This window comes from Mycobacterium genavense ATCC 51234 (assembly GCF_000526915.1).
GTDB lineage: Bacteria > Actinomycetota > Actinomycetes > Mycobacteriales > Mycobacteriaceae > Mycobacterium > Mycobacterium genavense.
The window spans coordinates 587737-607937 of sequence record NZ_JAGZ01000002.1; the positions used below are offsets into that span (position 1 = coordinate 587737).

At 67.8% G+C, this 20201-nt stretch carries 13 protein-coding genes, 8 pseudogenes and 1 riboswitch; of the genes and pseudogenes, 8 read left to right on the plus strand and 13 right to left on the minus strand.

Translation table 11 applies throughout. The features are described 5' to 3' along the window. The first annotated feature begins 33 nt into the window (after positions 1 to 33). Complete coding sequence (locus T428_RS0107460) at positions 34 to 759, plus strand: TetR/AcrR family transcriptional regulator (protein WP_025735981.1); 726 nt, start codon at positions 34 to 36, stop codon at positions 757 to 759. On the opposite strand, the pseudogene T428_RS26370 reads toward T428_RS0107460, so the two are convergent. The 6 genes and pseudogenes from T428_RS26370 to T428_RS26380 form a co-directional block, all read right to left on the minus strand. Continuing rightward, positions 712 to 1951, minus strand: a pseudogene (locus T428_RS26370) (lyase family protein). The gene T428_RS0107460 and the pseudogene T428_RS26370 sit on opposite strands and share 48 nt — an antisense overlap. Then, positions 1948 to 2424, minus strand: a complete 477-nt coding sequence (locus T428_RS0107470) for a carboxypeptidase regulatory-like domain-containing protein (RefSeq protein ID WP_051465148.1) — start codon at positions 2422 to 2424, stop codon at positions 1948 to 1950. Before T428_RS0107470 ends, T428_RS26370 begins: the two are co-directional and overlap by 4 nt. Continuing rightward, the gene (pcaH, locus tag T428_RS0107475) at positions 2417 to 3175 is read right to left on the minus strand and encodes a protocatechuate 3,4-dioxygenase subunit beta (protein ID WP_025735983.1); all 759 of its coding nucleotides are present in this window, start codon (positions 3173 to 3175) and stop codon (positions 2417 to 2419) included. The genes T428_RS0107470 and pcaH overlap by 8 nt, the downstream gene beginning before the upstream one ends. 33 nt (positions 3176 to 3208) lie before the next feature. Next, positions 3209 to 3695 (minus strand): annotated as a pseudogene (locus T428_RS26375) (hemerythrin domain-containing protein). A gap of 21 nt (positions 3696 to 3716) precedes the next feature. Continuing rightward, a complete protein-coding gene (locus tag T428_RS0107485; protein ID WP_025735984.1) occupies positions 3717 to 4658 on the minus strand; it encodes a Rieske (2Fe-2S) protein in 942 nt (313 codons plus the stop codon). Positions 4659 to 4938: 280 nt separating this feature from the next. Continuing rightward, a pseudogene (locus tag T428_RS26380) lies at positions 4939 to 6345 on the minus strand (MMPL family transporter); the annotation flags it as partial. 293 nt (positions 6346 to 6638) lie between these two features. On the opposite strand from T428_RS26380, the gene T428_RS35330 reads away from it, so the two are divergent. Continuing rightward, complete coding sequence (locus tag T428_RS35330; protein WP_156942880.1) at positions 6639 to 6770, plus strand: hypothetical protein; 132 nt, start codon at positions 6639 to 6641, stop codon at positions 6768 to 6770. 131 nt (positions 6771 to 6901) lie between these two features. Here T428_RS35330 and T428_RS0107510 read toward each other — a convergent pair whose 3' ends face one another. Next, the gene (locus tag T428_RS0107510) at positions 6902 to 7666 is read right to left on the minus strand and encodes a 3-hydroxyacyl-CoA dehydrogenase (protein WP_025735988.1); all 765 of its coding nucleotides are present in this window, start codon (positions 7664 to 7666) and stop codon (positions 6902 to 6904) included. A 50-nt stretch (positions 7667 to 7716) separates the two neighbouring features. After that, on the minus strand, positions 7717 to 8808 hold the full coding sequence (locus tag T428_RS0107515) for a CaiB/BaiF CoA transferase family protein (protein WP_025735989.1): 1092 nt from the start codon (positions 8806 to 8808) through the stop codon (positions 7717 to 7719). Positions 8809 to 8923: 115 nt separating this feature from the next. On the opposite strand from T428_RS0107515, the pseudogene T428_RS26385 reads away from it, so the two are divergent. Next, positions 8924 to 9736, plus strand: a pseudogene (locus T428_RS26385) (enoyl-CoA hydratase). A 69-nt stretch (positions 9737 to 9805) separates the two neighbouring features. Then, positions 9806 to 11145: pseudogene (locus T428_RS35665) on the plus strand (DUF2867 domain-containing protein). Here the strand turns inward: T428_RS35665 and T428_RS0107530 are convergent. Further along, complete coding sequence (locus tag T428_RS0107530) at positions 11142 to 11864, minus strand: CPBP family intramembrane glutamic endopeptidase (protein WP_025735990.1); 723 nt, start codon at positions 11862 to 11864, stop codon at positions 11142 to 11144. The pseudogene T428_RS35665 and the gene T428_RS0107530 sit on opposite strands and share 4 nt — an antisense overlap. Further along, positions 11861 to 13003, minus strand: a complete 1143-nt coding sequence (locus tag T428_RS0107535) for an NAD(P)H-binding protein (RefSeq protein WP_025735991.1) — start codon at positions 13001 to 13003, stop codon at positions 11861 to 11863. The genes T428_RS0107530 and T428_RS0107535 overlap by 4 nt, the downstream gene beginning before the upstream one ends. Positions 13004 to 13151: 148 nt before the next feature. On the opposite strand from T428_RS0107535, the gene T428_RS0107540 reads away from it, so the two are divergent. The 3 genes from T428_RS0107540 (at position 13152) to T428_RS0107550 (ending at position 15912) form a co-directional block, all read left to right on the plus strand. Next, positions 13152 to 14255 carry a type III polyketide synthase gene (locus tag T428_RS0107540; protein WP_025735992.1) on the plus strand — a complete coding sequence of 368 codons (1104 nt, stop codon included), beginning with the start codon at positions 13152 to 13154 and terminating at the stop codon, positions 14253 to 14255. Between the two features lie 33 nt (positions 14256 to 14288). Further along, the gene (locus T428_RS0107545) at positions 14289 to 14789 is read left to right on the plus strand and encodes an isoprenylcysteine carboxyl methyltransferase family protein (protein ID WP_025735993.1); all 501 of its coding nucleotides are present in this window, start codon (positions 14289 to 14291) and stop codon (positions 14787 to 14789) included. 106 nt (positions 14790 to 14895) lie between these two features. Next, positions 14896 to 15912, plus strand: coding sequence for an NAD(P)/FAD-dependent oxidoreductase (locus T428_RS0107550; protein WP_025735994.1), 1017 nt, complete (start codon positions 14896 to 14898; stop codon positions 15910 to 15912). Here the strand turns inward: T428_RS0107550 and T428_RS0107555 are convergent. From T428_RS0107555 to T428_RS26400, 3 genes and pseudogenes are all read right to left on the minus strand, one after another. Next, positions 15909 to 16712 carry a crotonase/enoyl-CoA hydratase family protein gene (locus T428_RS0107555; RefSeq protein WP_025735995.1) on the minus strand — a complete coding sequence of 268 codons (804 nt, stop codon included), beginning with the start codon at positions 16710 to 16712 and terminating at the stop codon, positions 15909 to 15911. The genes T428_RS0107550 and T428_RS0107555 overlap by 4 nt on opposite strands. Beyond that, positions 16709 to 17853 (minus strand): annotated as a pseudogene (locus T428_RS26395) (thiolase family protein). The gene T428_RS0107555 and the pseudogene T428_RS26395 overlap by 4 nt, the downstream one beginning before the upstream one ends. Before the next feature lie 252 nt (positions 17854 to 18105). Next, a pseudogene (locus tag T428_RS26400) lies at positions 18106 to 19576 on the minus strand (aldehyde dehydrogenase family protein). A gap of 18 nt (positions 19577 to 19594) precedes the next feature. On the opposite strand from T428_RS26400, the pseudogene T428_RS26405 reads away from it, so the two are divergent. Continuing rightward, positions 19595 to 19867, plus strand: a pseudogene (locus T428_RS26405) (NAD(P)H-binding protein); the annotation flags it as partial. Between the two features lie 51 nt (positions 19868 to 19918). Further along, positions 19919 to 20111: riboswitch (cobalamin riboswitch) on the plus strand. Positions 20112 to 20201: the final 90 nt, after the last annotated feature.

Sequence of the window (20201 nt, forward strand, 5' to 3'; positions counted from 1 at the left end):
GGCATATATCGAGGTAACCCTAGGGTATGTGCTGTGTCCGACCCCTCGGCCCACAGCAGGTACGCGCATGCCTCGCGCGGGCGTCGTGCATCGCATCACTCGGGGGACGACCGCAAGAGGGCGATTCTGGCCACCGCCGAGCGGCTCCTGGAAGCGCGGCCGCTGGGCGATTTCTCCGTCGACGATCTGGCGAAAGGCGCGGGTATCTCCCGGCCCACCTTCTACTTTTATTTCCAGTCGAAGAACGCGGTGCTGCTGTCGTTGCTGGACCAGATGAACGGCAAGGCCCACGCCGCCCTGAAGGCGCTGCGGGCCAAGCTGTCCGGCGACCCGGCCACCCTTTGGCGCGACCGGATCGAGGCCTTCTTCGAGGTGTCGGGATCGCACCGCGCGGTCGCGGTGGCCGGTGCCGCGGCCAAGTCCACCAACCCCGAGGTCCGGGCGCTGTGGGCCACGCTGATGCAGAAGTGGATCGCGTTCACCACCACCGCGATCAAGGCCGAACGTGATCGCGGCGCCGCGCCGGACACCGTCTCGGCCGAGGATCTGTCCGTCGCGCTGAACATGTTGAGCGAGCGGGTGATGGCCGCAACCTTCACCGCCGAGGAACCGACGATCCGCGAAGACCGGGTGATCGACACGCTGGTCCACATCTGGCTGGCCAGCATCTACGAGGACGGAATCGCCTCGGCCGGGCACGCCGCCCTGACGCTACGGGCCCCCGCCCCGCTCGCCGAGTACCCGCTCGGCGCGTCCTAGGCTCTCGTCGATCAACCGGTCGACCGCGCCGAAGTAGGTCGGCGACGGCGCCTTCCCGGCCAGCTCGGCGATTGTCTGTTGTTCGCCGAGAACGTCTGCCGTCCTGAGGTTCTCGGCCATTCGCCCGGCGTGGACCTGCAGCCCGGCCAGCAGTTCGCGGCAGTGCGAGCCGGCGACCAGGGTGCGCCGGGCCAGGGTGCGCAGCGTCTCCCATTCGGCATGCCAGGCGCCGTCGGGGCGTTCGTCGTCGGCCAGCGCCGCCGCGGTGTGGCAGGGTCGCGGCCAGTTGCGGTGCGGATATCGCGGTGCAGCGAATCAAGATGGACAGCACCGGATTGTGCTTGTGCGGCAGCGTCGACGAGCCACCGCGCCGCTCGGCGGCCGGCTCGCTCAGCTCGCCGATCTCCGGACGAACCACGATCACCACGTCCGAAGCGATCCAACCTCAGCCGTCGGTGCAGCCGAGAAAGGCATTGGCCGCCGCGGTGACCGGTGTCCGGACGGTATGCCATGGCGCTCGCGCGCTAAGACCCAAAGCGGTTGCCGCACTGCGCATTACCTGCTCGGCCTTCTCCGCCGGATCGGTCGGCTCGGTGAGCAGCCGCGCGAGTTCGGTGGTGGCCGACCATGTTCCGACCGCGCCGCCGACCTGGATCGGGGTGACCAGACCGGCGAGCCGTTCGTAGGCGTCGACGACACCGTTGCACCACCCGGCCGCCTTGACACCGAACGTGGTCGGTGCGGCCTGCTGGGTGAGCGTGCGGGCCACCATCGCGGTGGACCGATGCGCATGGGCAAGCGCTGTCAGTGTCGAAACCTGTTCGCGCAGCTGTTTTCTCAGCTCGTCTGCGACGTCGCGCACACCCAGCATCAGCGCGGTGTCCAGGACGTCCTGGCTGGTGAGTCCGCGGTGGATCCACGGACCGACGGTGGGCTTGGCCCGCCGGCGCAGCAGCTCGACCAATCCGACGATTGGGTTGCCGCCGTCCTCGGCGCCGACCGCGAGCGCCCGCACGTCGTCGTGGTCGACCAACTGTGACAGGTCGGCACCTCGGGCGTCGGCCGGCGCCAGGCCGACGGCGGCCAGGGCGCTCAGCCACGCCGATTCCACCGCCACCATCGAGCACAGCAGCGCCTGATCGGTCATGTGCTCGCCCGCCCGGTGATCGCCCGGCCACAACAGATTGGTCATCCCCCGGCCCGCCGATACGCCAGGAACACGGTTTCGCGCGGACCCTGCAGGTGGATGTCGAATCGGTGATCCGCCCGACCTTCCGCGACGCACAGCATGGTTGGCCGCCGGTCGACGTCGACGGTGCCCAGCACCGGATCGGCGTCCGGGTCGACGCCGGGCAGGTAGGCGCGAGTGAACAATCGGTCCAGCAGTCCGCGCGCGAAGACGGTGATCGCGAAGAACGGTGGATTCTCCGGTACGACCGTCGTGAAGCGATAGTGCCCGTCGGGATCCGTTGCGGCCCGGCCCCATCGGGCCTGGGCCTGCCATAGTTCGACCAGGGCGTCAGGGATCGGCGCGCCGTCGCCGTCATACACCGTGCCGTGCAGCCGCACCGCGTCCGGCCCGTCGGCCAGCTCGCCCGCGCACGGTAATCCGAGATGCAGGAAGGGCCCGACGGTTTGCCCTGGGGTGCAAGGTAATTCAGCCATGACCGGCCTCGGACCACCGGCTGTCGGCCAGCACGATGTCCCATCGATACCCGGTCGCGAACTCCGGCTCGGTCAGGCCGTGGTCGTAGCCGGCGATCAGCCGTGGGCGCGCAGCGGGATCCGTGACCGATTGATAGATCGGATCCAGATTTAACAGCGGGTCACCCGGAAAGTACATCTGGGTGACCAGGCGCTGGGTGAATGCGGTACCGAACAGCGAGAAGTGGATGTGTGCCGGGCGCCAGGCGTTGTGATGATTGCGCCACGGATAGGGGCCGGGCCTGACGGTCACGAATCGGTACGTCCCGTCGGAACCGGTCAGGCAGCGCCCGGCCCCGGTGAAGTTCGGGTCCAACGGAGCCGGGTGCTGGTCGCGCTGGTGGCGGTAGCGACCACCGGCGTTCGCCTGCCAGATCTCGAACAGCTGGCCGGCCAGCGGTCGGCCGGATTGATCGAGCAGCCGCCCGGACACGATGATGCGCTCCCCGATCGGCTCGCCCGGATGACCGGCCGTCAGGTCGGCTTCGAGCGGGTCGACGTCACGCTCCCCGAAGCACGGCGCGCAGCGCTCGAGTTCGTCCGGACCCACAAGCAGCAGAGGGTGTTTCGGGTGGCGCAGCGCGCTGCTGCGGTACGGCGGATAGTTCAGCAGCGGCGCGGCGGTCGCGCTGCCGGCGTGCCGGGCCGCGATGTCGGCGATCTCCGCCGTGATCTCACCCTGCGACGCGACGCGCTGCGGTGCGGCCCTCACGAAGCGTGAGGCTACTCGCCGATGGGACCCGAGTTACAGAGCGCGCACCAGCGCGGCGCGCCCCTTGGTACGCAGCCGGTGCAGCGCGGAACCGCGGTACTGCTCGATTCTGGCGCTCATCTTGTTGCCCAGCTCCTTGAGCTCGGCGTCGGTGATCTTCACCTCCGGCGGAGCGGGAATCATGTCGCGCTCCTCTTCGTCGGCGTGGGCCTCGAGCACCGTCTTGAACGAATTCCATATCGTCGGTGTAGCCCGGCGCGGTCTGCGGAGTCTTGAGCAACACGGAAAGCTGGTCGATCACCTGCCGGTGCTCGGCATGCGCCACCGCGATCAGCTTGGTGGCGGCGGCCAGGGCCGGGTAGTAGAGGTCGTCTTCGATGCGGAAGTGAATGTCGAGTTCGATCAGCATGTCGTCGAAAAGGGCATGGCGCTCTTCACTATTCACCGGCGCTTCGCTGATCTTGCGGCCGAGGCCCTTGATCACGACGTGGTGGTCCTTCAACACTTCGTAGGCGTTCACGCTGCTCCTTTGCTTCGATCCCTATGCCTTGCAGAGGCTGGGCTGCGCCTCGCCGCGAACTTCGACCACACCGTCGACCAACCGGGCCTGGTAACGCGGCAGCGGTGCTGCCGCGGGGCCGCGCACGACCTCTCCCGTCTCGGCCGCGAACCACGAGCCGTGCCACGGGCACACGATCCGGCCGCGATCCACCCAGCCGTCGGCCATCGGTACCGCCAGATGCGGGCAAAACTCGCCGTACGCCGACACCTCGCCGGGCTTGGTCTGGCACACCACCAGCCCGACGCCGTCGACCTCGACCCGCACCGGCTTCCCGTTCAGCGAGCTCGCGTCCAGCACCGGCGTCCATTCACTGGTGCGCAACCGCCGGCCGGACTGGTCGATGCCGATGCCGGATTCGCACACCAGGGCTCCGCCCAGGTAGCTGCCGCCGACGGTGATCAGGTAGCCCAGCGCGGTCAGCGCGATGCCGCGGCCGTGGCGACCGCGGCGGCGATCCCGCCAGGACTGCGCGTACAGCCCGGTCGCGAACAGGTTGATCACGCCGTGCACCAGTCCGACCCGGCCGTCCTTTTCGTGGGTGTGCTGCCAATCGGCGGCGCCGGTGACCGCGGAACCGATGCTCGCCAGAATTCCGACCCCGAGGGCCCGCGCCGCGAACCGGGACGCGTCGACCATTTCGTGGGCGGGCCGGCCCGGTACCACGCTGAACGCGTCGAGGGCCACCGTGGTGGCCAGTGCCCCGCTGGTCAGCGATGCCAGCGGCGGATGCACCGGGTGCCCGAGCCAGACTCCGTTCAGCGCATTGGTGACGGTGTTGCGGGCGCGACCCAGGCTGTTGAAGGCGAAGCTGAGCGCGTGTTCCAGGCGGTAACTCGGCCGGTCCAGCCACTCCTGGCGCCCGATCGCCGCCAATGCGCGCGGTCCGAGATTCTGCAGTCGAGCACCGGCCCGATGTGCCATGGAAACAGTCCTTCCGCCTGCGGAGATCACGAACGGAGGCGGGAATCCTGACGTTAACGGCGGGTTAACTCTGCCGCACACATGTCTCGAATCCGCTGTGACCAACAGCTAACCGCGCGTCCTGGTTACTCAGTTGTGTGAAGCCTGTGAATTGCCTCCGAGGATTCTTTCAGGAATCTGAACGCCCAGGCCCGCGCGGTTTGACCAGCCCGGTCACCGTGCGGGATTCTACTGAGCGGAGGGTATTTCTGTAGAACAGAATCGAGGCAGTCGTGGCTGACGAACGTCGCGCTGGGCGCCGATACCGCCGACACGTCGGGCACCCGCGACAGCGCCGTGGCGTAGGTGTCCAGATCGGCCGGGCTCAGACCGCACGTCGGGAATGACGACGGGCACCGACGTCGCGGAGTCGTGTGCGAAGTTGGTGCGCAGCTGGTCGCCGACCTGGTACGCCGACGCGGATCGCGGCAGCACCCGGTCGTCGGGGAAGCCCCACGTCACCCGCACGAACGGCACACCCAGCAGCACCAGCAGCGTCGCGACCGCCACGCCGATGGGCAGCCAGCGGCGCATCACGAACTTGCTGGACCGGTACCAGAACATCTGCTCGACCGGCCGGTGCACGGGCTCGGACCGGCGCAAGATCCGCCGCACCAGCTTCCGCGCGTCCAGCGCGTCGAGCCGGGGACCCAGCAGCACAATCGCGGCCGGCGTGATCATGGTCGACGCGATCGAGACGAACGCGACGGTGGCGACGCCGGCGTAGGCGAACGACTTGAGGAAGTACATCGGGAACAACGCCGTCGCCGACATCGACGGGGCGACGGTGATCGCGGAGAACAGCACCGTGCGCCCGGAGGTGGCCATGGTGTGGACCAGCGTCGTGCGGGTCACCGCCTTCGGCCAACTCGTCACGATAGCGGCTGACGATCAGCAGCGTGTAGTCGATGGCCAGCGCCAGGCCCAGGGCGGTGCTCAGGTTCAGCGCGAAGATCGACACCTCGGTGGTATAGGTGATCAGTCGCAACACCGTCATCGAGCCGACGACGGCCAGCGCGCCCAGCGCCATCGGCAGCACCGCCGCCAGCAGGCCGCCGAACACCCAGATCAGCACCAGGAAGCTGAGCGGCAGCGCGATCATCTCCATGACCAAGAGGTCTTCTTGGTTCTGCTTGTTGATCTGGGCGTACTCCATGGCCGAGCCGCCGGCGCGGACGGTGACCCCGTCACGATCGTGCACGAGCTGATCCGACAGGGTTTGGGCGTTGTTCTGCACGTTGTTTTTCGCCGCCCTTGAGGTTGACCACGATCAACCCGGCCTTGCCGTCCTTGCTTGTCAGGTCGGCTGCGGCTTGCGGCGGCGCGGTCCAGGGGACGTCACGTTGTAGACCAGCGGCGAGTGCTGCAGCTGGTCGACGAGCTCGGTGCCCGCCTTGCGGGCCTGGTCGCTGTTGGCTCCCGCAGGCGCGGTCACTAGGATGAGCATCTTCTGACCGCTCTGCCCGAACTTCTCGGTGAGCACCGCGATGGCGCGGCCGGATTCTGACTGCGGGTCCTGGAAACCGCCAGGAGCCAAGCTCTTGGCGACCGGAAGGCCGAAGACCGCGGCGGCGATGAAGACCAGGACCCCGATCGCGATGATGCGGCGCGGCGCGGCGATGGCCAGCCGAGCGATCCGTGGCAGCATCTGTGCTTCCTCCCCCGGTGGCGGTCCCGCGGGGACGCGCACCATATTCGCGGTAACCTAGCCCCGGTAAGTGACAGGTGTCAAACAACTCACGGGGTAAGAGCCCGAAAGGTTCGATGCGGTTTCAAACCCGCGAACCCTAAGAGTCCGGCTAGAAAATTGCGCGCGAATTACGCCCCTGACGAGCCGGATCCGCCTCTAGACGACCGGCAACCCTACTGGCGAGTAAATTGCCACCATTTTCCGAATCGTGACTCAAAGATTCCTTAATGGTGGCTTTTACGCTCAGTGTCATGTGGATCGACGACTCAAGTGCGCACGTCATCAAGGTTGACTTCGAGGCTCTCTACCACGGCGACGTGCTGGTGGAAGGCGAGACCTCCGAGCAGTTTGACGACTGGCACCCGCTGCCCAACGCGAGCTGACCATGAGCTTGCTCGCACGGCTTCTGATGGCGGAACCCGAAGTCTCCCGTTGGTTCCGTCGATCGCATTGATCCTGTTGCCAACAAATACCCCCGCCGTGGCGGGGGTATTTGTGTATGCGCCCTGATCTCTCAGCGCGGCGCCATGCGGATGGCGCCGTCGAGACGGATGGCCTCGCCATTAAGCATCGCGTTCTCCACGATGTGCACCGCCAGCGCGCCGTATTCGTCGGGGTCGCCCAGCCGCGCGGGGTGCGGCACCTGCTTGCCCAGCGACTTCTGCGCCTCCTCGGGCAGCGAACCCAGCAGCGGGGTCTTGAACAACCCCGGCGCGATGGTCACCACGCGGATGAGCTCGCGCGACAGGTCGCGGGCGATCGGCAGCGTCATGCCGACCACGCCGCCCTTGGACGCGGAGTAGGCGGCCTGGCCGATTTGGCCGTCGAACGCGGCGACCGAGGCGGTGTTGATGATCACGCCGCGCTCCGGGCTGGTTTCGGGACCGATCGGTTCGGTCTTGGCGATGCGCTCGGCGGCCAGCCGCAGCACGTTGAAGGTGCCGATCAGGTTGACCCCGACGACCTTCTTGAAGCCGTCCAGCGGGAACGGGCCGTCCTTGGACAGCGTCTTGATCGCGTTGCCGATGCCCGCACAGTTGACGTTGATGCGCAGCGAGCCCAGCGACTCGGCCACGTCCAGCGCCTTGCCGACGCCGGCCTCGTCGGTGACGTCGGCCGCGACGAACTTCGCCCGGTCGCCCAGTTCGGCGACGGCCTCCTCGCCCTTGAGGTCGATCACGACGACCTGCGCGCCGGCGTCCAGCAGCCGCTTGGTGGTGGCCAGCCCCAGGCCCGAGGCGCCCCCGGTGACGACGGCAACGGCGTCTTTGATCTCCATTCGAGTCCTTTCGTGATGCCGTGGCCTTCCGGCCACTGGTTGGTTGGGGGTTATGTCCAGTCGTTGAGTATCACTTTGGGGTCGCTCACCGGCGCCGCGCGGCGGGGCTGCTCCGGCGCGGTGCGGGAGAACCGCGGCGCCGGCAGCGGCTGCAGGCCGCCGTCAACCTCGTAGAAGGTGTTGCGCTCGGTGATGTGCGGCTCGGTCTGCACCTCGCCGAACGCCAGGATCGGCGTCACGCACGCGTCGGAGTCGGCGAACACCTTGGCCCAGTGGTCACGGTCCTGACTGGCGAACTTCTCGACGAGAATGGCCCGCAGTTCGGGCCAGCGGCTGACGTCGTTCTGCGGCGGCAGGTCGGCCGCGTCCAGGCCCAGCCCGGTCAGCATGGCGGCGTAGAACTGCGGCTCGATCGCACCGACCGCGACGTAGCGGCCGTCGGCGCACTCGTAGGTGTCGTAGTAGGGCGCGCCGCCGTCGAGCAGGTTGGTACCCCGCGCGTCGGTCCACATCCCCGCGTTGCGCATCTGCCACATCATCTGGACCAGCACGCTGGAGCCGTCCACCATCGCGGCGTCGACGACCTGCCCCTTGCCGGAGCTCTGCCGCTCCCACAGCGCGGACAGGATGCCGAGCAACAGGAACATCGAGCCACCGCCGAAGTCACCGACCAGATTCAGCGGCGGCACCGGCCGCTCGCCCGCCCGCCCGATGGCGTGCAGGATGCCGTTCAGCGAGATGTAGTTGATGTCGTGGCCCGCCTGTTGGCTGCGCGGGCCGGTCTGGCCCCAGCCCGTCATCCGCGCGTAGACCAGTCGCTCGTTGACCTTCGCGCAGTCCTCGGGTCCCAGGCCGAGTCGCTCGGTGACGCCGGGGCGGTAGCCCTCGATCAGCACGTCGGCCTTGGCGATCAGCTCGAGCACGGTGGCGCGCCCCTCGTCGGACTTCAGGTCGGCGGTCACCACCCGCCGGTTGCGCATCATCGCGTCCTTGGTAACACCGCCGGGGCCTTCAGGACCTTTGGCAGGGCGGTCGATGCGCACCACGTCGGCACCCAGATCCCCCAGAATCATCGCGGCGTGCGGGCCCGGCCCGATGCCGGCCAGCTCCACTACCCGTAGTCCATCAAGCGGTCCAGCCATGTTCCACCGACCTTTCGTCTGCTTCGACGCGTGCCAACCCGGCAGTTGGCATCTTCGCAGCCGCCCTCGACGGCCGCGCAGCCCGGTCACCCAACCGGTGGTTAGGGTGAGGTCCATGTCCGAATCCGTGCTTGCTAAGCCATCGTCCGGCGAAGGCCTGGCCGTCTCGTTGTCCGACGGCGTGCTGTCGGTGACGATCGATTGACCGGACAGCGTCAACTCGCTGACGACACCGGTGATCGCCGGGCTTGCCGACACGATGGAACACGCGGCCACCGATCCGCGCGTGCAGGTGGTGCGGCTGGGCGGCGCGGGTCGCGGGCTCTGCTCTGGAGCGGGCATCGGCGCCGACGACATGTCCGCCAGTGGCGGCGCTCCGCCGAACGAGATCATCCTGGAGATCAACCGGCTGATCCGCGCCATCACCACGCTGCCGCACCCGGTGGTCGCCGTCGTGCAGGGGCCGGCCGCGGGCGTCGGCGTTTCCATCGCTTTGGCCTGTGACATCGTATTGGCTTCCGAGAAAGCATTTTTCATGCTCGCCTTCACCAAGATCGGGCTGATTCCCGACGGCGGCGCGTCGGCGTTGGTGGCCGCGGCGATCGGGCGGATCCGCGCGATGCGCATGGCGCTGCTGGCCGAACGGCTGCCGGCCGCCGAGGCGTTTGCCGCCGGCCTGGTGACCGCGGTCTATCCGGCCGAGGAGTTCGACGCCGAAGTGGACAAGGTGATTTCGGCGCTGCTGAGCGGCCCGGTGGTGGCGTACGCCAAGACCAAGGATGCGATCAACGGGGCCACCCTGACCGAACTGGACGCCGCGCTGCAGCGCGAGTTTCGCGGGCAGTCGATCTTGTTGCGCTCGGCCGACTTACGCGAGGGCACGACGGCTTTCCAGCAGCGCCGCACACCGAATTTCACCGACCGCTAGACGCTTAACCGCCGCCGAAGCGGCAATCCTTCCTTGATCGGTCCGAACCGGCGGGACGGGAAGGAAGCCATGCACTGTCTGGTGACCGGGGCGACCGGCTACATCGGTGCTCGATTGGTGCCGCGTCTGCTCGACGACGGCCACCACGTGCGGGCGCTGGCCCGTGACCCGGGCAAGCTGGCCGACGTGCCCTGGCGCGACCAGATCGAGGTGGCGCGCAGCGACCTCGGCGACGTCGAATTGCTGATCGAGGCGTTCGCCGGCGTGGACGTCGTCTACTACCTGGTCCACTCGATGGGGACGGCGAAGAATTTCGCCGACGAGGAGAGCCGCTCGGTCCGCAACGTGGTGACGGCCGTGCGCCGCGGCGGCGTGCGCCGCATCGTGTACCTGTCCGGGCTGCACCCGGACGACAGCGGGCTCTCGCCGCATCTCGAGTCACGCAAGGCCGTCGGCGACGCGCTGATCGACTCGGGGATCGAGACGCTGGTGCTGCAGGCCGGTGTGGTGATCGGTTCGGGGTCGGCCTCGATCGAGATGATCCGGCATCTCACCGAGCGGTTGCCGGTGATGACCACGCCGAAATGGGTGCACAACAGGATTCAGCCCATCGCGGTGCGCGACGTGCTCCACTACCTGGTCGCCGCGGCGACCGCACCGGTGACCTCGCCGCGCACCTGGGATATCGGCGGGCCCGACGTGCTGGAGTAGGGCGACATGATGCGGGTCTACGCCGAGGTCGCCGGCCTGCACCGCCGCTACCTGTTCGTGTTGCCGTTCCTGACCCCGGCGATCACCAGCCTGTGGGTGGGAACCGTCACCCCGATCCCGTCCGGCCTGGCTCGGCCCCTGGTCGAATCGCTGGAATGCGATGCGGTGATGCGCAATTCGGACATCGACACGATCATCGACCCGCCGCCGGACGGCCTGATCCCCTACCGGCAGGCCGTCTCGCTGGCGCTGAATCGGTCGACACCGGGCTCGCCGCGCGCCAGCTGGGACTCGTCGCGCTCGGAGCCGGCCGAGTCGCTGCCCAGCGACCCGGACTGGGCTGGCCAAATCGTCCACACCGACGTGCGGACGATTTCGACAACCGCAGCTCCCCAACGCGTTTGGAAGGCGGTGCAGCAAACCGCGGGCGACCAAGCAGGGTGGTCCGTCGTCGAGAGCGAACCCGGAAGCACGCTTCGGCTGCAGTCCCGGATGCGGGCACGCGGAACCGGGTGGCTAGAAATGACGGTCACGCCGCAGGACGGCGGCAGCACCTACACCCAGCGGGCCTGCTTTGCGCCGGCCGGCGTGCGGGGGGGCCGGCGTGCGGGGGGCGGCTGTACTGGTATCTGACGCGACCACTGCGTGCCGCCGAGCTAGCTACGTTGGCACGCAACGTGATTGGTAACAACGGCTAGACACCGAACATCGGCGGCAACGCCAGCACCATGATCAGTCCCCAGAAAAAGTGGGTCAGCGCCGGAGCCAACACGCCGCCGCTGGCGCGCCGCTCCACCGCGCACACGGTGCCCAGGATGACCGCGGCGAAGCCGAGCATCGGGTTGCCACTGGACAAGGTCGCGCACAGATACAGCAGGGTCGAAATCGCCACTGGCGCATGCCGACCCTGCGCGGTGTACAGCGCACCCCGGAAGAACACCTCCTCGGCGATCCCGTTGATCAGGGTGATCAGGACAACCAGCCAAAACGATCCGTGGTGGGCGAACTGCAGCACCCGGGCGATCAGCGCGACGACGGGCGGGATTTCGCGGGCGATCAGTCCGCCGACCACGAAGACGCCGCCGAGCAACAGACCGATCGCCGTGCCGCTGATCACCGGGCGCTGATTGCGGCCCCGCCAGTTGATGCCACCCAGATGCAGCGGGCCGGACAGGAATCCGCCACCGATCCACACCGCCGCCAAGACCAGGGTCAGCCAATAGAAGCTAGACTCACCGGGCGTGCGGCGCAGCGAAAAGCCCAGCACCCCAGCGCCGATCACCAGCGTGAGCGCCACGACGACACGGCGTCGCCGCACCACCGACGGTGGTTCATGATGCGGCACAGCGACATTCGTGATGGCGCGACGCAGCTCGGAGAACACGCTGGTGTGGTACGGGCGGGTGGCCTGGCTCATGCCGGGCGCACTTTCGGGGTGAGGGCGAGCATGATGTCGAGACCAGTGCGCACTGCTCCGGCAACGGGACCGGGCACCATGTTGACCAGCTTCAGCGTGGGTCGCGCGATGGGCGGGGTGACCGCCCGCGCCAGGCGCCGGATGCGCAGCGCGTCCCCACCGGCCCATCCGGGATCCGTGTCGGCCAGATGATGCGGATCGGTCAGCGCGTTGACCGGCCGGGGTCTGCCGTTGAAGGTCAGCGCCCGGCCGATGGCGTCCTCGACGCCCAGCAGACCGCCGGGCGGGTCGGGCACCCGACCGCGCAGCCCGTCGGCGGACGCGACCATCGGATGATCCAGCGACTGCACCAGGTCGCCGGCCAGTCTCGGCGGTACGGGCAGCGCCAGCCCGGTGACCAGTGACGCCAGCGCGGTATCGACCCTGCCGACCGGCAGTGCGGTGTGCCACCTGCCGGAGATGCGCGCGTACGTCTTGAGTAGCTCCCGATAGGACGTGGTGTCGGGGCCGGCGATGTCGTAGGCGCCGGCGGGCACGCGCTCGGGGTTGGCCGCGGCCAGCAGATAGTGCAGCACGTCGCGGATCGAGATCGGGTCGATCGGATTGTCCATCCAACTCGGCACCGGCAACAGCGGGAACCGGTCCCCGACGTAGCGCATCATCTCGAACGATGTCGAACCGGCGCCGATGATCATCGCGGCGCCCAGCCACACCAGTTCCGGGCCGTCGGCGAGGGTCAGGGCGTCGGCCACCTCGGCCCGGCTGGCCAGATGGTCGGACAGCCCCCCGCCGGACGGCACGAAGCCGCCCAGGTACACGATGCGCCGCACCCCGGCGTCGCGGGCGGCCGCCGCGACGTTGGCGGCCGCCGCCTGATCGGCGTCGCGGAAGTGGGGCTGACCGATGGCGTGCACCAGGTAATAGAGCACGTCGATCGGGCCCGCGGCGTCCAGCGCCGCCTGCGCCGATACCGGATCCGCGGCGTCCAGCCGGAGCGGGGCAACGTCGTCGAACCAACCGAAGCGCTTGAGCCGCGCAGGGTTTCGGGTGGCGGCTACCACCTGGTGTCGATTCGCAAGCAACGCCGTGACCAGGCGCGATCCCACATAGCCACTGGCACCGGTGACCAGAATCCGCATATCCTTGACCCTATCCCGGACGGACTGCGCCTAAACCCAAACGCCCGAGCCGCGCGAACACATGCGTCCGGACGGCAGAAATGACCGGTGGTCATCGTCACAGCGAGTTAGGGTGAACGTAGTTACTTACGGTGCCGTAAGTCGATACATGAACACCATCACAGGGGGCAGTTCGGCAACGCTCGAACTGAGTACAACGACTACCGTCACCGATCCAACCGTCTCGGCAGTATCCGTGCAGTTCCCGCACACCTATCACCCGCAAGAAGCAATCATCGACCGGCTGAGCGATGTGCTCGGTCCACACTTCCGGCGCTTCGCCCTCTCCAGCGGCGTCGAGCACCGTCACCTCGCAGTGCCGATGGATCGCGTGGAGGCGTTCAGCGGTTTCACCGAGGCGAACGAGGCTTATCTGGAAGTGGCCCTCGATATCAGTGAGCGGGCACTGCTCACCGCGCTTGACGAGGCCAAGGTCAAGCCGGCGGACCTCGACATCGTCTTCTCGACGACGGTCACCGGTTTGGCCGTGCCGTCCCTCGAGGCGCGGCTGGCGGGCCGGGTCGGGCTGCGCCCGGATGTTAAGCGCGTCCCGTTGTTCGGCTTGGGTTGCGCGGCGGGCGCCGCCGGGGTGGCCCGCATGCACGATTACTTGCGCGCGTTTCCCGACCAGGTGGCAGCGCTGCTGGCGGTGGAACTGTGCACCCTGACGATTCAGCGCAACGACCACTCGGTGGCCAATCTGGTGGCCACCAGCCTGTTCGGCGACGGCGCCGCTGCCGTCGTCGTCAAGGGCGCCGGGCGCGCCGGTGCAAAAAGCCGTGGCCCTCGGGTGCTGGCCACCCGAAGCCGGCTCTATCCCGACACCGAAGAGGTGATGGGCTGGAAGATCGGCAGCGAGGGCTTCCGGCTCGTGTTGTCCGCCGATGTGGTCAACGTCGTGCAGAAGTATCTGGGTGAGGACGTCCGCAAATTCCTGGCCGATCACGGGCTCACACCGCAGGACATATCCAGGTGGGTTTGCCACCCCGGCGGTCCGGCCGTGATCGATGCTATCGAGGAAGTGTTCGACCTGCCCGGTGACGCGCTGGTTCGCACTCGAAACTCGTTGCGCGACAATGGAAACTTGTCGTCGGTGTCGGTGCTGGACGTGCTTCGGGCCCACCTGGCCGATCCACCGCCGCCGGGTTCGGTCGGTCTGATGATCGCGATGGGTCCGGCCTTCTGTTCCGAGCTCGTTCTGCTGGCCTGGTAGCCCGGGAAGCGTGATCCACGAGATAGTGGTGTCATGTATTACCTGCTGATCCTCGCGGTCGGGGTCGAACGGATCGTCGAGCTGGTGCAGTCAAACCGGAATGCGCAATGGTCTTTTGCCCAGGGCGCCAAGGAGTTTGGCCGGCCACACTACGTCGTGATGGTCGTGATTCACACCGCGCTGCTGGTGGGCTGCCTCGTCGAACCGTGGGCCGGCCACCGGCCGTTCATTCCGTGGCTGGGCTGGCCGACGCTGGCCATCGCGGCGGCCAGTCAGGTGCTGCGCTGGTGGTGCATCACCACGTTGGGCCGGCGGTGGAACACCAGGGTGATCGTGTTACCGGAGGCGCCGCTGGTGCGGCGGGGGCCCTACCGGTGGCTGCACCACCCGAACTATGTTGCGGTGGTGGCCGAAGGGTTCGCCTTACCGCTGATCCATACGGCGTGGCTGACCGCGGCGACGTTCACCGTCGCCAACGCGATCCTGCTCACGGTGCGTATCCGGGTGGAGAACTCCGCGTTGGGTTACACATGAGCGGCCGTGCCGCGACGATGAGTTGGGGCACGCTCCCACGAGTGGGAGGTACCCCCACCCGCGTGCGGAGGGACGACGCGAGGAGGAGGAGCGGCGCTCATGTCTTATGATGTCTTATGACGCGGACCTGCTGATCGTCGGCGGCGGCCCCGGCGGGCTCGCCACCGCGTTGCACGCGCGCCGACACGGGCTTTCGGTGATCGTGGCCGAACCGCGCGAGGACCCGATCGACAAGGCGTGCGGTGAGGGGCTGATGCCCGGCGGCCTGGCCGAGCTGACGTCGCTCGGCGTCGACCCGGCCGGTATGCCGTTTCACGGCATCGCCTATGTCAGCGAGCGGCGCCGCGCCGAGGCCCTGTTTCGCACCGGGCCGGGCCGCGGTGTGCGGCGCACCACGCTGCACGCCGCCCTTGAGGCACGCGCGAAAGAGCAAGAGACCGAATGGGTTCGCACCAAGGTGACCCGCGTCGAGCAGGACGCCCATGGCGTGACCGCGGCCGGCGTTCGCGCGAAGTTTCTGGTCGGCGCGGACGGGCTGCACTCGACGGTGCGGCGCTGCGTCGGTATCAAGGCGACGGCCGGAAAGCCGCGGCGTTACGGCGTGCGTTGGCATTTCACGGTGCCGGCCTGGTCGCAGTTCGTCGAGGTGTACTGGTCTCGGTTGGGTGAGGCCTACGTGACACCGGTGGAGCCGGATCTGGTCGGCGTGGCGATCCTGTCGCAGGGCCGGCCCGACCTGGACTGGTTCCCCCGGCTGGCCCGGCACCTCGACGGAGCACACCGCGGGCACGCCCGGGGTTGCGGCCCACTGCGCCAGGTGGTTTCGCGTCGCGTCGCGGGCCGGGTGTTGCTGGTGGGCGACGCGGCCGGCTACGAGGACGCGCTGACCGGCGAGGGCGTCAGCCTGGCCGTCAAACAGGCCGCGGCGGCGGTCGACGCCATCGTCAACGAGACCCCGGCGGCGTATGAGAAGGCGTGGCACCGGGTTACCCGCAACTACCGACTGCTGACCCGGGCGGTGGTGCTGGCCAGCACGCCGCGCGCGACGCGGCGTGCGATCGTGCCGGCCTGCGAACGCCTACCCGCGGTGTTCGGCTTCGGGGTCAACGTTCTGGCGAGCTAGCGCGCCTTCCAGACCGGCTCCCGCTTCTCGGCGAACGCCAGCGGTCCTTCCTTGGCGTCCTCCGATTTGCTCAGGATTCGCATTTCGTCGAAAGTGTGCTCCCAGAACGGCTTTTCACCGCTGATGACGCCGTCGGCGGCGCCGTAGGCGATACGCTTGCTGGCCTGCACCGACAGCGGCGCGTTGCCGGTGATGCGCGCCGCCATCGCCAGGGCCGCGTCGAGCACCGAGCCCTCCTTGACGACCTGGTTGACCAGGCCCCACTCCCAGGCGTCGGACGCGGTCATCGGCTCGCCCGTCAACAGCAGTTCCATCGCCACCTTGCGGGGCAGCTGATCGACTATCCGGAAGACGCCGCCGGCTGCGGCGATCAGCCCGCGTTTGACTTCGGGCAGACCGAATTTGGCGAGTTCGTGCGCGACTACCAGGTCACTGGCCAACGCCAGCTCGGTGCCGCCACCCAGCGCGGTGCCGTTGACCGCTGCGATCGTCGGCTTGTCGATGAAGTGCTGCACATAGCCGGCGAAACCCCAGTCCGCGCGGTCGGGGTGATAGATGTTCTCCCAGCGGGCGATCGCCTTGAGATCGGCTCCGGCACAAAACGACTTGTCGCCGGCGCCGGTGATCACCACGGCCCGCACCTCGGGGTCGGTGTGTGCCTCTTCCAGCGCGTCCCCGACGCCGATGCTGACCGCCGCGTTGATCGCGTTGCGCGCCTCGGGCCGGTTGGTGGTGATGACCATCACGTTGCCGCGGCGCTCGACCAGCACCGCCGGCGCGGCACCGTCAGCGTCCGTCACAGCAGCTCCACAATGGTGGCGTTGGCCTGGCCACCACCTTCGCACATCGTCTGCAGACCGTAGCGAATTCCCTTGTCCCACATGTGGTAGAGCAGCGTGGTCATGATCCGCGCACCGGAGTCGCCGAGCGGGTGACCGAGCGCGATCGCACCGCCGTTGGAGTTCAGCTTCTTCTCGTCGGCGCCGATGTCCTTCAGCCATGCCAGCGGAACGGGCGCGAACGCCTCGTTGACCGCGTAGGCCCCGATGTCGCCGATGGACAGGCCGGAGCGCTTCAGCACCTTCTGGGTGGCCGGGATGGGCGCGGTCAGCATGATGACCGGGTCGGCTGCGGCCAGAGTGGCGGTGTGCACCCTCGCAATTGGCTTGAGAACCAAGTCTTTGCCTTCTCGGCCGACATGAACAGCAGTGCGGCCGCGCCGTCGGAGATCTGCTAGGAGTTACCGGCGTGGATCACGCCGTCCTCCTTGAACGCCGGCTTCAGCGAGGCCATCTTCTCCATCGGGGTGCCGCGCCGGATGCCCTCGTCCTTGAGTATGACGTTGTCGTCGGGGTCCTTAATGCCGACGATCTGGTCATCGAATGCGCCGGAATCCTGTGCGGCGGCGGCCTTTTCGTGAGAGTCGAGGGAGAACTGGTCGAGCGCGGTGCGGTCGAAGCCCCACTGCTCGGCGATCATCTCCGCGCCCAGGCCCTGGTTGGGCGTCTTGTGGTATCGATCCTTGAAGCCCTGCGGATACGGGTTGCCGCCGTTGGCCAGCGATGCCCCCATCGGCGTGCGCGACATCGACTCCACACCGCCGGCGACGACGACGTCGTAGTGTCCGGCCACCACGCCGGCCGCGGCGAAGTGGATGGACTGCTGGCTGGATCCGCACTGGCGGTCGACGGTCACACCCGGGACGGTCTCGGGCCAACCGGCGGTCAACAGTGCTGTGCGGCCGACGTCGAGGGCCTGCTCGCCGGCTTGCATCACGCAGCCCCAGATCACGTCGTCGACGATTTCGGGGTCGATGCCGGCCCTGGTGGCCAGTCCGTTGAGCACCTGCGCAGACAGCTCGGCGGGGTGCACCCCGGAAAGTCCCCCGTTGCGCTTGCCGATGGGTGAGCGCACGGCCTCGACGATGACGGCTTCAGGCATGGTTGTGTCTCCTTTGACTGGTTCTTGCCTCGATTGTCAACCAAGGGGTTGGGCGGCCGGGTGCCGGGGGTCATAGGCCGCGAAGTCGCCGATGGACTCGGGCGATGCGGGTGCGTGTTTGGTGACGACACGCCGACAGACCCCGCCTCGAGCGCACCCGCGAGGCGTCGACTGTCGACCCGGGTAGAAGACCGGTCGCTCAGGCCGAGCGACCGATCACCGAAACAGGTTCGGCGACAATGCCGTCCGGACCTACACCGCGGGATATGCGACCGACTTGATCTCGGTGTATTGGTCGAAGCCGGCCACACCGTTCTGGCGTCCCACGCCGCTTTCCTTGTAGCCACCGAACGGCGTGTCGGCCCCGTACGGCGCATTGCCATTGACGCCCATGAAGCCGGCTTTGATCCGGCGGGGCCACCGCGAGGGAGCGCTCCAGCGAGCCCGACATGACGTTGCCGGCCAGCCCGTACTTGCTGTCGTTGGCGATCCGGATCGCGTCCTCCTCGTCGTCGAACGGGATGACCGACAGCACCGGGCCGAAAATCTCCTCCTGGGCGATGGTCATCTTGTTGTCGACGTTTGTGAAAAGCGTTGGGCGAACGAAGAATCCCCGGTCGAAGCCGGTCGGGGCGTCGGGACCGCCGACCAGCGCGGTGGCGCCCTCTTCGACACCCTTGTTGATGTAGCCCATCACACGGTTGTGCTGTAACTGCGAGATCACCGGACCGCACAGCGTTGCGGGGTCCTGCGGGTCGCCGCACGTGACGTTCTCGTAGATGTTCTTGAGGATCTCCACGCCCTCGTCGTAACGGGACCGCGGAAGGAGCATCCAGGTCGGGTTTGCGCAACCCTGACCGGCGTGCATGCAGGGCGCGATGCCGACCATGCAGGCGGTCGCGAAGTCGGCGTCCTCCAGCACGATGGTGGCCGATTTGCCGCCTAGTTCCAGGAACAGCCGCTTCATGGTGGCCGCACCCTTTTCCATGATCCGCTTGCCGACCACGGTCGAGCCGGTGAACGAGATCAGGTCGACCTTGGGCGACAGGGTCAGCTCTTCACCCACGAAGTGATCCGAGGCGGTGACCACGTTGACGACACCGGCTGGGACGTCGGTCTTTTCGGCGATCAGCCGACCGAGCCGGGTGGCGTTGAACGGGGTGTTGGGGGCCAGCTTGAGCACCACGGTATTGCCGGTACCCAGCGCCTGGCCGAGCTTGTTGAGGGTGACCTCGAACGGGAAGTTCCACGACACGATCGCGCCGACCACGCCGACCGGTTCGCGCCACACCTTGCGGGTGGTGAGCGTGCCGGTCAGACTGATCACCTTGTCGCCCAGGTCGGTCTCCCAGGCGTACTCGTCGATCAGCCACGCGGGGTACTTCAGTCCGTCTTCCAGGGGAGCGTCCAGCTGGGGGCCGAAGGTGATGGCCCGCGGCGAGCCGACCTCGAGGATGAGCTCCTCACGCAGCTCGTCGATCTCGGACTCGATCGCCTCGTGCAGCTGCAGCAGGCAGCGCTTGCGCAGCTCCTTGTTGGTCGACCAGTCGGTCTCGTCGAAGGCACGCCGGGCGGCGTCGATGGCCCGGTGCATGTCCTCCTTTGAGGCGTCAGCAACCTCACCGAGCGGTTCCTCGGTGGCGGGGTTGATGTTGGTGAAGGTGGCGGGGTTGATGTTGGTGAAGGTGGCGGGGTTGATGTTGGTGAAGGTGGCGGGGTTGATGTTGGTGAAGGTGCCGGCCTGGCCGATCCGTTCTTCGCCTACGCGGAGGCCAAGGCCGCCGTGGACGCCCACCTGCGGGCCAGCGCACTCGACTGGACGGTCTTGGGTCCCGGGCAGCTCACCCTGGACGAAGCGACCGGCAAGATCGCGCTGAACGAGGGCAACGGCTCCGTCTCGCGCGCCGACGTCGCGCTGGTCGTGGCCGCCGCCTTGGCAGACGATTCCACGATCGGGCGGACCATCGAATTCAACAATGGCGACATCCCGATCGCCGAGGCACTGGCGGGCTGACTAAACTGCCTGTCGCAGCTGGTCTGCTTGCGCCGCACCCGCGGCGCCGGCATCGAGCGAGGCAGATTTGGTAGCGCTTCGCAAGAGGGAACCCGGTGAGAATCCGGGACTGTCCCGCAACGGTATGCAGGAACGACCGCCGTCACAAGCACTGGTCAGCACGACTGGGAAGCGACGGCCACTAGGAGCACCGCCTGAGTGCGCGCCTGCGAGTCCGGAGACCTGCCGGTTGTGCCGGGCGCGCCGCGTCCGGCGGCTCATCGCCTCGTGGAATGGGCGTTAGACCGCAGCCGTTTGTGGTTAGTGCTTGGGTACTAGCCGCTGTTGGATGGGC